The organism is Flavobacterium sp. ST-158 (assembly GCF_058309975.1).
Map to the genome: position 1 here is coordinate 37,598 of NZ_JBZEEN010000003.1, position 14,287 is coordinate 51,884.

A 14,287-nucleotide genomic window follows, 5' to 3' on the forward strand; every position below is an offset into this window, starting at 1 on the left:
TTTCAAAGTTTCTGTGTAGGATCTTTTACAAGTAGCCCTAAACTTGATTTTGTTTTAAAGCATGTTTATATAACCTATTAACTAACAACCAACAAATGGTAAATAAGAAGAAGGAACAATTGTAAATACGACAGCAAATCTTAATAGGTTTATTAATTTTTTTACAATGGCAAGATAATTCTGCAAATACAAGCATAATTTATGTTGTTGTCAAAACCTAGAACAGCAGAGTAAATATAGTTTTATACCACATAAGTTGTCAACAATGCAAATGCTAAAACTGGATATATGACAACTTTTTTTGCGTAACATGAGTAATTAACATTTAAACATTAAATATATGAAGAAAAAAGACTCTTAAATTGAACTAATAGGCCTCCAGTATGGATTTTAATTTGTTAAAATATATGCATAGGAGTAAATATAAACTATTTAGCAAAACCAAAAAAACCAAAAAAAAAATGAAAAAACAATACTTTATGTTCTTGTTGCTGATGCTCTTTTCAGTAATAGGATATTCGGAAACAATTCAGCGAATCGAAGCAGAAAATTATAATGAGGCTTCAGGAGCAAAGGCCGAAACGAATACTAGTCTTTCTGGAACTGGAAATGTGGGCTACATTAAAAACAATACTTGGATTAAATTTACCGGACAGGTGTTTGATCCATATGATGTTCGTTTTGATGTGGCAGCTGCAGGAACAACAGGTGGAACTATTGAATTTAGGCTGGATGCAGTGGATGGCACTTTGATTGGGACAGCAACAGTTTCCGGAACTTCAGGATGGAGCGATTATAAAAAGTTTTCAACTGGAATTACGTCAACCACCGGTACCCACGATTTGTATCTGGTTTTTAAGCATCCAACAAACACGGGATATTTGTTCAATGTAGATTATTTCGAAAAAGTGACCAATGATCCTAATGCAATTACCTATACTTTGACAACCAATGTAAGCCCTGCTTTGTCAGGAACAATTACTTCGAATCCTGGGGGGACCACATTAAATCAAGGAACAGAGATTACCATGACGGCCAATAAAAACTTTGGATACAAATTTATTCGATGGGTCGATGGGAATGGCGTTCAGGTTTCAACTACCAATCCATACATCTTTACTCTTTCTTCAAACACCACTTTAGTGGCAGAATTTGAAGCCGTCAACACTTATACTTTGGGTATAGATCTACAAGGAGCATTTGGCTTGGGAGAATACACGGTTTCTCCTGCCGGAAAAGATGGAGCGTTTTCTGTTTACGAATCAGGTACTAATGTTACCATAACGGCTGTTGAAAATGATATCGTTAAATTCAGCAATTGGTCAGATGGAACAACGGCATTAAGCACTTCTGTAACAATGGATGGAAATAAAAGTATTACAGGTACGTATGACAATTTATCCTTTATAGCTGGCTGGACATTCAAGAATGACCAATATGCTAATCCTAGGGTGGCCGAGTTGTATTCTAATGTTGATAATAGACCACAAATATCTGCTTATAATGTTGCAGACAATGTTTTTGCTACTAGCGTGAGACTTCAAAACAGGGGTGGAAAAAATGGGTTTTGCGTTTGGAATTCTGATAGAGGGCAATTTTTCTATTTCCAGACTTCATTTTCAACGGTTGGATATAAAAATATAAACGTTTCGTCGGGACTTATTGGTCTCTATTACGGCTGTGACGAGTGGACTTTCCAATATTCACTGGATGGCGTGAACTTTGTAGATGTTTCTAGCTTAACTACCATAAATACAAGTACCATTACACCAATTGGAGGAACATTGCCGGTTGAGGCAGAAGGACAAGCAAAAGTGTATCTCCGATGGTTTCCTAATGTTGCGGGTCCAAAACATGGATTACCCGCAGACGGAATCACATTTGACGTTACAGCAACGGTTTTATCTAACGTTATGGTAAAAGCTGATGAGGTTTTAGTTATTGACACCATTGCTCCAATTCTTCAATCCACTCTTCCTGCGGCAGCTTCAACTACGGTTGGTACTTTTGGAAAAATCATTTTGGCTTTTGATGAGAAAGTTCAAATTGTCCCTGGGACTACGGCTACATTGGGAAGTAAAACCCTGACTCCTGAAGTTACGGGAAAAACAATTAGTTTTCCTTATGTGGGCTTGGATTATAATACCAATTATACTTTTACGCTTGCTGGAAGCAAGGTGTCTGATTTGTCAGGAAACACCTTGACTACGCCTGTTTCTTTTAGTTTTAGTACTTTGAATAAACCAACAGTAACTAAAAAAAGATACGATTTTATAGTGGGTGTTGATGGCGATTTTGCTGCAGCAAAGGCTGCAGCTATCGCAGCAGCTCCAAGCGGAGGAAACAGGTTTTTTATCTTTTTGCCAAATGGAAATTATGATTTAGGTCTTTTGACTGGAGATGCCAAAAAAGAGACCAAGATTTCAACTCCAAATATATCTCTCATTGGACAAAGTATGGATAAAACAATCCTTTTTAATAAGCCTCTATTGGCCGATGAAGGTTTTGAAGTTTCAACAATTAATTTGACAGAAACTGCAAATAATATTTACATGCAGGATTTGACTCTTATGAATAACTTAAGTTATGGAACAGGTGAATTTGGTGGACGTGGGCTTGCTCTTGAAAATATTGGAAATAAAAATATTTTGAAAAATGTGGCATTATTGGGAAATCAAGACACCTTTTTTACGGCAGGCCAAAAGATTTATCTTGAAAACGGTGAAATCCACGGTACGGTAGATTTTATATACGGAAGCAGCGATGCTTATTTCAAAGAATGTTTACTCTATTTAGAAAACAGAGGCGGTAATGTAATTACTGCTGCATCTACTCCTTTAACTGGTAAGGGATTTGTTTTTAGTGATTGTACCATAGATGGAGCCGATATTAACAAAGGAACATATAGTTTGGGGCGTCCTTGGCATGATGCTCCACAAGTGGTTTTTATCAATACTAAAATGAATATATTACCCAAGGCTGAAGGTTGGTCTGCATGGGGAACTTTACCCAAAGTTTATGCAGAATACAATAGTATGACTGCCACAGGCGGTCTTGTCGACTTGACCAACAGAAAATCTTATTATACTGATTACGATGGTGGTTCAGTAACTCTTAATCCAGTACTTACACCAACAGAAGCAGCTAATTATACTGTTGAAAATGTTTTGGGGAGTGACGGCTGGCAACCTAATCTTTATACGGATCAAATCACGGCACCAGTTGTAACCAAGACTGCAACTTCATTAACATGGGCAGACAATGATTACGTTTTAGGTTGGGCAATTTTTAAGGATGATATTTTTGTTGATTTCGTTACTACCAATAGTTATAATTTCACTGCAACGGGAACTTATAAAGTTAGAGCTGCCAATTCCATGGGAGGACTTGGAACTGCATCAAATGAAATAAATGTTAACTGTTTTGGCGCTTCAGTCAATCCTATCAGTTCAGCGGAAAATAGCACAGAAGTTAATGTGGGCAGTACACTTCAATTATCACATGAAATTACCGGTGGGTCATGGATAAGTAGCGCAACTGATAAAGCAACGATAGATGCAAATGGTTTGGTTAGCGGGCTGGCTATAGGAACTACTACAATTACGTATACATTATGTAATAATTCAGTAACAAAAGAGATTGTTGTTGTAGCACAAGACTTGGATAATGATAATGACGGGGTGAATAATAGTTTGGATTTATGTCCGAATACGCTGGCAGGAGAAACAGTTAATGCATCGGGTTGTTCTGCGAGTCAGTTAGACGATGATAATGACGGAGTGAAAAACAACTTAGATACTTGTCCTAATACGCCAACAGGTGAGACTGTTAATACTTCAGGATGTGCTCAAAGTCAATTAGACGATGATAATGATGGTGTGAAAAACAACTTAGATACTTGTCCTAATACGCCAACAGGAGAGACTGTTAATACTTCTGGATGTGCTCAAAGTCAATTAGACGATGATAATGATGGCGTGAAAAACAACTTAGATACTTGTCCTAGTACGCCAACAGGAGAAACTGTTAATACTTCTGGTTGTTCTGCGAGTCAGTTAGATGATGACAATGACGGAGTTAAAAATAATAAAGATCTATGTCTAAATACACCACCTGGTGCAACAGTAGACGCAAATGGCTGTTTTACATTGTCTTCCGATAATTTTACCATTGAAACTGTCGGAGAAAGCTGTGTGGGTAAAAAGAACGGTAAAATAATCATAACAGCTAACAAAGCATTGGATTATACGACGATAGTCAATGGAGTGACTTACAGTTTTAATACAACTAAAATAATTGAAAATTTAACACCGGGGGGGTATGATTTCTGTATTTCTGTTGCGTCTGATTCCTACAATCGATGCTTTAGTGCCGTAGTGGCAAGCGGAACGAATGTTTCAGCTAAAACTACAATGGTTTCAGATAAACTTTCGGTAGATATCGAGCAGGGTACGGCTCCATATACAGTTTCGGTAAACGGAAAAAATGTTCTGAAAACCACAGCTTCTTCTTTTTCTGTTGATGTGCTCCCTGGTGATGTAGTTCAGGTACAAACAGCTATTGCTTGCGAGGGAACAATCAATTCAAAAATTGATTTGTCAGGAGTAATTGTTTTTCCAAATCCGACTAAAGGATTTTTTGAGGTAGCTGTTCCGGTTATACTTGATAAAATAAAAATGGAAGTGTTCGACGTTAATTCTCAACTGATTTCTTCTGATGTTTACAAAGTAAATAATGGAAAAGTACAAATGAATCTTGAAAATAGAGCTACAGGGGTTTATTTTGTAAAAGTGTATTTGGATGAGCTAGTTATTTTAAAAATTATAAAACAATAATAAAAATGAAAAAGTATATACTGACCTTGTTTATTGGATTATTACTCATTTCTTGTGGAGGAGATGATAGTTCGGATGTTACTAAAAAAAATAAAGCCCCTTCAATTCCAACTTTAATTGCTCCGGAAAATAATGTACTATGTATTGATAATTCTGTTGCTTTTAAATGGAATGCTGCATCTGATCCGAATTCAGACGCTATTACTTATCAAATTGAAATAGCAAAAGATAATCAGTTTTCGCAAATTGATTATACCAATTCTAGTACGACTCCAAGTAAAACAATTTCATTGGAAAAAGGTATACGTTATTACTGGAGGGTAAAGGCAATAGATTCTAAGAACTTGTCAGGTAATTATTCTAATGTATTTCAATTTTATACAGAGGGTACTGGTTTGACCAATCATTTGCCTTTTGCCCCGTCTCTTGTCAAACCTGAATTGTCGTCCGTTGTAAGTGATAATTCGGTTGTGTTAGAATGGACTGCTTCAGATGTAGACGCGAATGACGTGCTGACTTATGATGTATATTTTGGAACGACAAATCCGCCTACAGAAAAAGTTTCTTCCGGTCAAAGCTTAAAAACCTATACTCAAAGTTTAAATGCTTCAGGTACTTTTTATTGGAGTGTAGATGTTAAAGATAATAAAGGAGGAATATCTAAGGGACAAGTGTGGCAATTTGTTAAGAATTAATTGCTTTTTGAAAATAGATACAGCTATTTGGAATTAATTTTTCGGATAGCTGTATTTTTATATTTTTCAAAATCAGAATGTCATCTGGTTTAATATTTTTCACAAAATAGAATAATAACGAATGAATAGAATTAAAATTATTGTTTCTTTTTTCTTAATGTTTCAGATTTATGGAATGGATAAAGATATGGAATCAAAAAGAGTTGTCAGGTTGCATACAATTGGCGATTCAACAATGGAAGAACAAAACCCAAATGTAAAAGACCAGAGGGGCTGGGTTCAGATGTTACCCAATTTTTTTAATGAGAATTTGGTGCTTGTTAATCCTGCAAAGTCAGGTACAAGTTCAAAATCCTATTACAATGGAGGCTACTGGGAACGAGCAAAAAAAAGGATTATGCCAGGTGATTATGTGTTGATTCAATTTGGGCACAATGATGAAAAGCATAACGGTTTAGATGGGGAAATAGGTACTGTTCCCAGTATGACGTATCGCCACTATCTCAGACTTTATATAAATGAAATCCGAGCATTAAAAGCCTACCCTGTATTGTGTACGCCTGTAGTACGCAAAATGTTTGGAAAAGATCATATGTTAACCAGAAGAGGGCAGCATGATTTAGGCGAATATTATGCAGAACATGTTAATACTTCATTTGATGCCAAAGATACCATTGCATTAAATTATTCGGCTAATATGGCTTTGGTGGCAAAAGAACTGAATTGTACTTTAATTGACATGACCAGAGCCACTAAAGAGTTGGTTAACTCAATTGGAGATAAAGAAGCTGCTCGACAAATTTATTCATTACCTAATGACGGAACTCATTTTGGATCGAATGGCGCTTTACTTTTTTCAAAGCTTTTTATAAAGGAATTAAGGAAGAATAATCTCCTTACTGCTTACCTGAAACCAGAAAGAGGATTGATGACCAATACATCAGTAATTTCCATGAAAGACATTTATATAGGGACAGAAACTGATCGTGTTTTTGACTTGATTTACGCAGCAAAAAATAAAGAGATACAAGGGGAAATAATTGTTGAAGCGATAGGCGATTTTGAAGTTTCTACTAAAAAAGATGTTGGTTTTAACAAAGTTAAAGAACTAGTGCTTGACAAAGATTCTTTAAACAATTTTAAGCTGCATATCAGAATGACTCCAAAACAAACGGGAGATTTTAAAGATCGCATAAAATTATCCGGACCCGAAAATGAAGTTCAATATATTGAGTTGTCAGGGGATGTTTTAGCTGTGCCGGACAACAAGCCTATAAAGGTATTTTATACACTCTCAAATAATAACAAGCCTAATGTGGACGGTCCAATTCAGGGATTTGTTCAAAACTGGAAAGGATTAAATTTGGGAAAATATGCTGTATTAGAAAATGCAACGGATGATTTTAAAACTACAAAAGTTCAACACCTCAATTTGACCGGTGAAAAATGGCCAACTAATGAAATAGACCTCGTTCGTTCCCGATATATTCAATTTGGATTTAAAACTTCTGAAAATGCAAAAGTAGTAACGAAATCCGTAGATTTTTTTATAGGTGGGGGTTCTAATTTTAGAATTATAGCTTCAACGGATAGTGATTTCAGTCATGAGATTGTAGTTGGAGAAGAAACAAATATTACTTCTGACACTATTAAAAAGTATTCTTATTTAATGAATCAGAATATTGAAAGTGGACAAAGTTTATATGTGCGAATTTACCCATGGGCGAATCAAAAGATAAAGCATCAATCAATTAGTCTAAGTAATTTTACAATTGACGGAATGAGTTTTAAAAGCAAATAAATTAAAAAAAAATATAAATCTACTCCTTATGTTTTCCTTTACTATTAGTATTTTCGTTAATAAGGACTAAATGGTGGAATTAATGTTTTCAAATCGACAGCAAATGATACATGATTTTTTCCACAATGATAATAAGCGAAAAAAACATCTTAAAAATTCATTATTTTAGTAAGAATGAAAAAATATAAGTTATAGAATATTCAATTTTATGGTTTTGATTTTCAAAAATAAATAGAAAATATTGATGTCCATAATTTATTATACATTTTGTAATCCAGCAATCATAAAATGAAAATAACTACCAAAATTTTATACTTCAGTCTTTTGTTTTTACTGTCAAAGCTAACAATATATGGTCAAAAAAATTATTCATATGAACATTATCAGGTAGAAGAAGGACTTCCTCATAATATTGTTAATAAGATTATTCAGGATAAAAAGGGGTTTATTTGGATAGCTACGACTAATGGTTTTTGTAGGTATAATGGTTATTCATTTACAAACTTTAAACCCAAGGCTTCTGATAAAATTAGTATGAAGAATAAAAGAATCGACGGAATGCAAGAAGATTCTTTTGGTAGAATATGGATGACATCTAAAGTTGTTGGATCTAAAGCTTATTGTTTCAATCCAAAAACAGAATCTTTTTGGAGTCCAGAGCTAGTACCTGAATTAGCTAACACTAAGTTTGATGTGGGGAAAATAATAATTAATAAATCAGGAAAAGTTTGGCTAATTTCAGAAAATGATAAGGGATGTATTCTTGTTTCAGATAGTTTGTTCACAACTAAAATTTTTAATAAAAAATATAATACTTTAAATACAAGTACTATTAACTCAGTTTTTGAAGATTCTCAACAAAATTCTTGGTTATTGACTAATAAAGGTATTTGTTTAATTGACTCCAATAATCTAAGTAAAAAAGTAAAGTATTATCCAAATAAAACAAATAGTAATATAGGGTTTTATTCAGCTATTGAAATTGGAGATGAAATTTGGTTTGGTGGAATTGATGGATCTACCATGATTTATTCTAAAGAAAATCATCGTTTTCGAACCACAAAATTAAAACTTAATTCTAAGATAACACGATTTGAACAAATAGACAAACAAACTATTTTAGCTATTACTGATCAAAATGGATTCTGTACAATTAATATATATACAGGGGCTATCAAGTTATATAATTCAGAGACATTAAAAAAATTAAATACTAAAGACCTGAATCCAATTTCTTTTTTAAATAACCATCAACTGTGGTTTGTCACAAATAATGAGCTGGGTATTTATCTATTTGATTTCAAAGACAAACAATTAACATATTTTTCTGGTTCTTCTCCGGAGACACATTTGGGAAGTAATCCAGTTAATGCTTTTGTATTAAAAGACCCAAACGGGACTGTTTGGGTACAACCTAATGGCGGAAATTTTTCAAGATTTGATCCTGTACAAAAGAAACTTATATCTTTCAATCCTCCTTTTAACCGTTTTGATAATTCCATTTATCCTAATAATTTTCACACAGTTTTTTTTGATAGACAAGGTAATTTGTGGTACAATACATTTGCGTTGGGATTATTTAAAATTATCTTTAATCAGTACAATTTTAAAACATCTCCTTTAAAATCAAATCCTAGAAATGTTCGCGCCATTTTTCAAGATAAAAAAGAGAATATTTGGATAAGTACTAGACAAAAAGAAATTATTATTTATGATAAATTCATGAATGTAATTGGAGAAATTTCTCCATCAGGTAAGTTGGAAAAATCAGCTGTATGGTCTAAAACAGCTTACAGCATTATTGAAGATAAAAATTCTGTTATTTGGATTGGCACTAAAGGAGACGGTCTCTATAAATTGACACCTGATAAAAAGGCTTTTCATTATAAGGTTGAACATTATTTGCATAATGAAGAAGATGAGTATAGCTTATCAGATAATGATATTTATTCAATATTTGAAGATGATAATGGGCTCATTTGGGTTGGTTCTTTTAATGGGCTAAATCTTATTAAACAAGATCAGTCGGGTAAGATAAATTTTATTAGTCATAGAAATAAATGGAAGAACTATCCTTTAGATTCTTTTAATAAAATTAGATGTATTAACCAAAGTAAGGATGGACTTGTTTTAGTTGGAAGTATTGATGGATTACTAGTTCTTCAATCAAATGTTAATCGATTTAATAATCTTGGAACTTTTAAAACATATGAGATAGATTATGTTAATTCTAATGGTTTGATGAGTAATGATATAATAGACATTTGTGTTACACTAAAAGGACAAACCATTTTAGCAACGGCTGACGGAGGTATTAGTAAAGTGATATCCAAAGATAATCAGGGATTTCCGGTTCAGTTTAAAACATTTGGCAGAAATGAAGGATTACCATCCAGCAATTTGCTTTCCATAGTTGAGGACAAGGCCGGTAAAATCTGGGTAGCAACCGATGATATCCTAACTCGTTTTGATGTCAATAAGGAATACTTTGAGGTTTTTCCTGAATTAAAATGGATTATAGCTAACAAAAATTTTTCGGAAGCAACTAAAATAAAACTGCAATCGGGTAAGCTGATCTTCGGTTACACTGAAGGAATTGTAAGCTTCTTCCCTGATCAGATTAAATCAAATCATTATGCACCTTATTTATCATTTACTAATCTGCGGCTTTTTAATAAAAAAGTTGATATCAACATCAAAGAATCTCCTCTTAGGCTTTCTCTGGATAACAGTAATGACATTGTTTTAAAACACAATCAAAACTTTTTCAATATTGAATTTGCTGCTTTAGATTATAAGAATCCAAAAAACATCAAATATGCTTATAAATTAGAAGGATTGGACGAGAAATGGAATTTTGTCAACAACCAAAGAACGGCCTTTTACACCAACGTACCTAAAGGGAATTATACTTTCAGGGTTAAATCGACTAACAGTCAAGGAAATTGGGTAAACAATGAAAGGCAATTACAAATAACTGTTAAACCGGCACTTTGGAATACTACAATGGCATATATCTTTTATACACTTTTAATAATTGGAATCATAATACTTATTAACCGCACTATAATTACAATATACCGACTAAAAACCAATGCACAATTTGAAAAGGAAGTGTTTGATATGAAGCAAAAGTTTTTTATCGATATTTCGCATGAATTACGTACTCCTTTGACCTTAATAACAGGTCCTATTGATTATTTAATAAATGATAACCGGACACCTGAAATTATAAAAAAACAACTTGTATATGTATCCCAAAGCACAAACAGACTGCAGAGACTCGTAAATCAGATTCTGGATTTCCGGAAAATACAGGATCAGCAACTGAAAATTACAGAAATTAATCTTCCGGAATTTACCAGTAGCATTTTTAACAGTTTTATCGAAATAGCACAGGAGAAAAAGATAAACTATAATTTGGAAATTGAAGGAGAAGATATAAAATTATGGGCCGACAGAAATGCTTTGGAAAAGATACTAATGAACCTTTTATCAAATGCCTTTAAATACACTCAAGACGGCAAATCGATAAGTGTTTGTATTATAAAAAATGAGAAAAAAATAAATCTGATTGTAAAAGACGAAGGCGTCGGGATCTCCGAAGAACATCAAAATAGTATTTTTAATCGTTTTGCTTCATTTAATAAAAATGTCAATAACCCAAGTACCGGTATCGGATTATCAATGGTTAAAGAATTGGTTGAGAAACACCAGGGAGAAGTTAGTTTTGAAAGTAAGCCCCATGTAGGCAGTACATTTTCTATTATTTTCAAAAGGGGAAAAAATCATTTTACTGATGATGTCGAATTTGTTTCAGAAGATTCTCAGGAAAATTCTGAAAATAAATGGATTAAAACCCAACCTATTATATTCAATAATAGTTTAGAAAGCCATCAGACTAAAGTTAAAATACTCCTTGTTGAAGATGATGAGAAACTAAGAACATTTATTAAAAACGTGCTAGAAGACGACTACGAAGTAATAGAGGCGGAAGACGGTGCTATAGGATATAAAAAAATACAGGAAACCTCTCCTGATTTTGTCATTAGCGATATCATGATGCCTCTGCTCAACGGTGTGGAACTTTTGCAGAAAATAAGAAACAATATAGAAATCAGCCATGTTCCTGTTATCCTTTTAACCGCTAAAAGTACTATTGAAAGTCAGCTGGAAGGGCTATCGTATGGTGCTGATGATTACATAACGAAGCCATTTAGCGTTTCGTACCTAAAAGCCCGAATTGTGAATTTACTCGAACAACGAAAAAGGCTGCAGGGTATTTTCCATTCTTATGAAAGAAACGATACAAAAGAGTACAATCCTAAACCTTATTTAATTACGGATCAGGATGAACAAATCATGCAAAAGGTAATGCTTGCCCTTGAAGAAAACATGGAGAATAATAATTTTTCGGTCGAAGACTTAGGTAATATTGTGGGGCTTAATCGAACTTCTTTTTATTATAAAATAAAAAGCCTTACGGGTTATACTCCTGTAGAATTTATTAGAGATGTTCGTTTAAAAAGAGCAGCCCAATTATTAGATAATAGTGAGCTGTTTGTTAAAGAAATCGCCTATATGACAGGATTTTTAGATATTAGATATTTTAATAAAATATTTAAAAGTAAATATGGAGTAACACCAGGAGAATATAGAAAAGAAAATAAATAATTTTGATAGGATTATATTTTACGAAAATGTAGTTAGTATGGTTGTTTTAAATTCAATTCATTTCGGTATTGACAGGATTTTGATTCGTATAAAAGCCTTGTAGGGATTGATACTAGATTTAGGAGAGTTTTAAAAACTCTATGGACGAATTTCAAGAGTATGTTACAGTTGGACTTGCAACAAAAAGTCGGACAAATTTTCTAAGACCTATGCTACACTTTTGATTTTATAAAATTCTAGTTCCATTTCTTTAGGTGTTTTATATCCCAAAGAAGAATGTAGACGTTTTCTATTATACCATACTTCTATATATTCAAAGACTGCTAATTTAGCCTCTTCAATAGTTGTGAATTTATGCTGATAGATAAGTTCTGCTTTAAGGGTCTTGAAAAAACTTTCAGCTACAGCATTATCCCAACAATTAGCTTTTCTACTCATACTTTGAGTGATTAAAGTGTTTTTATTAATCAATTTTCTGAATTCTATCGAAGCAATTAAAAAGTAAAGATTCTGTTATTTCTCTTTTTGATACTGCCATTTTCCAAGCTGGAATAATTCGAATTGTTGCAAAGTCAATACAGAGGAGATGTAATGGCTAAAGATTTGGTCCAATATCACAAAAAGCAAGTCCGAATGTTAGGTTATCTAATTTCGAGAAAGCAAGTTCCAACGGTTAGAGGAACGATGTTCTTTGGAACTTGGGTAGATTTTGAAGGAACTTATTTTGATAGCACTCATTTTCTAGACAATTTGTAGCAGTATCCTTTTCAAGGAGGTAGCTGTTATTTGCTTTTAGGAACAGTAGAGGTTGATTATGACTTTCCAACTATTACAATACTAAAAATGGCTAAACTTCCTTTTGTACCTAATCCAAGGTATTCTGATGCAAAAGACCATCAATTTTTAACGCAACAACGCATTAAGGAAGATGTGAGTAGTACCCAAAGAGAACCGTATCCACAAGCACATGAAGTTAATTTGCCAAGACATAGAATGAAATTTCAGAGAGTTTTTGATCTAAAGTAATAGCTATGATGTATTTGCAAATTTATAAAAATTGAAGTTGATTTAATTCGACTGATTTAAAAGCAGTTAAGGAAACACTTTTAAAATTTATTCGTGAATTATCCGTAAATAAAAAACCCTAACCTCTTGTTTTTGTAAGTGATTAGGGTTTGTTTTGTAGCGAAGACGGGAGTTGAACCCGTGACCTCAGGGTTATGAATTGTATGGTTTATCTTTGTTTTGTATGTTAATTATTTGATTATAAGCTGTTTGTTGTTTTTGTAAAAACAGGTTTTTTACTGTTTTCTTTCGTTTTATCAGGTGTTTTCCTCACTCCGTTTATTTCAGTTTGATTATTGATTTTTAGCTTCTATATTTTTAGATTAGGTTATTATTTTAAGATTTATTCTCATCTGGGAATAATTTTTATTTTTAGAATTTTAAATCATCAAAAAATCAATACTAAATGTCATTGTTATCCAAAATCAATTATTTTTCGGAAAGTATATTTCAAATTAAGATTTACACTTAGTTACCGCGATGTCGAAGAAATAAAGAAGAATAGGGGAGTGACTGTGGATCATGCGACGATTCAACGTTGGGTTTATAAGTTTGCACCTTTGATTGAGTCAGAGATGAAGAAGAGAAAAGGCAGAGTGGGACGAGTTGGAGATTGGATGAGATCTATATCAAAGTAAAAGGTATTTGAGGTTATTTATATCGAGCGGCAAATAAATTAGGCAATACTGTAGACTTTCTTTTGACCAGAAAAAGACAGAGAATGAGTGCTCAGTCATTTCTAATTAAATCAATTAGTAATAACTACAGGCCAAGAGTTATAAAGATTGATAAAAGAGGTTCTAATACCGCCGCTATCAAAGACTATAACAAGTCTTCGTTCTCAAAGATTAAAATCCGACAGTGTAAATATCTCAACAATATTGTAGAACAAGATCATCGTTTTATAAAGTGGCGCATACAAAACGGATTAGGCTTTAAAAGTTTTGAATCGGCCAAACGAACCTTGAGTGGAATTGAAGTTGTGAATATGTTGAGGAAGAATCAGATGCTTGCATCTGGGATGACTATGTTTAAAGCATTCTGTAAATTAGTGGCCTAATTTCTAAATTACTTAAATTCTTATATTTGATTCTGACAGATGCGACAGAACCGTAATTTTTCCTTTAAACATTTCTTTGATGAATTCAATAAAACCAAAATCATTGTTAACATTAAGATAATACTTTTTTTAATCTTAACGTTTATAGTACTTATGG

General features: G+C 33.1%; 4 protein-coding genes and 3 pseudogenes. 6 read left to right on the plus strand and 1 reads right to left on the minus strand.

Annotation, left to right across the window (positions count from 1 at the left end; translation table 11 throughout):
• Nucleotides 1-461: 461 nt before the first annotated feature.
• The 4 genes from AC4FRF_RS06115 to AC4FRF_RS06130 all read left to right on the plus strand — a co-directional run bounded on the left by AC4FRF_RS06115 (nt 462) and on the right by AC4FRF_RS06130 (nt 12,005).
• Nucleotides 462-4,835, plus strand: a complete 4,374-nt coding sequence (locus AC4FRF_RS06115) for a pectinesterase family protein (protein WP_491158608.1) — start codon at nt 462-464, stop codon at nt 4,833-4,835.
• 5 nt (nt 4,836-4,840) lie between these two features.
• Entirely contained in the window at nt 4,841-5,530 is a 690-nt protein-coding gene (locus AC4FRF_RS06120; protein WP_491158609.1) for a glycoside hydrolase family 78 protein, read from the plus strand.
• A 121-nt stretch (nt 5,531-5,651) separates the two neighbouring features.
• The gene (locus tag AC4FRF_RS06125) at nt 5,652-7,331 is read left to right on the plus strand and encodes a rhamnogalacturonan acetylesterase (protein WP_491158610.1); all 1,680 of its coding nucleotides are present in this window, start codon (nt 5,652-5,654) and stop codon (nt 7,329-7,331) included.
• Nucleotides 7,332-7,619: 288 nt separating this feature from the next.
• Nucleotides 7,620-12,005 (plus strand): hybrid sensor histidine kinase/response regulator transcription factor, encoded by a 4,386-nt coding sequence (locus tag AC4FRF_RS06130; protein WP_491158611.1) that lies wholly within the window; start codon nt 7,620-7,622, stop codon nt 12,003-12,005.
• Nucleotides 12,006-12,212: 207 nt separating this feature from the next.
• Here AC4FRF_RS06130 and AC4FRF_RS06135 read toward each other — a convergent pair.
• Nucleotides 12,213-12,497 (minus strand): annotated as a pseudogene (locus AC4FRF_RS06135) (transposase); the annotation flags it as partial.
• 63 nt (nt 12,498-12,560) lie between these two features.
• Here AC4FRF_RS06135 and AC4FRF_RS06140 point away from each other — a divergent pair.
• Both AC4FRF_RS06140 and AC4FRF_RS06145 read left to right on the plus strand, forming a co-directional pair.
• Nucleotides 12,561-13,031: pseudogene (locus tag AC4FRF_RS06140) on the plus strand (DNA polymerase III subunit alpha); the annotation flags it as partial.
• 434 nt (nt 13,032-13,465) lie between these two features.
• A pseudogene (locus tag AC4FRF_RS06145) lies at nt 13,466-14,130 on the plus strand (IS6 family transposase).
• Nucleotides 14,131-14,287: the final 157 nt, after the last annotated feature.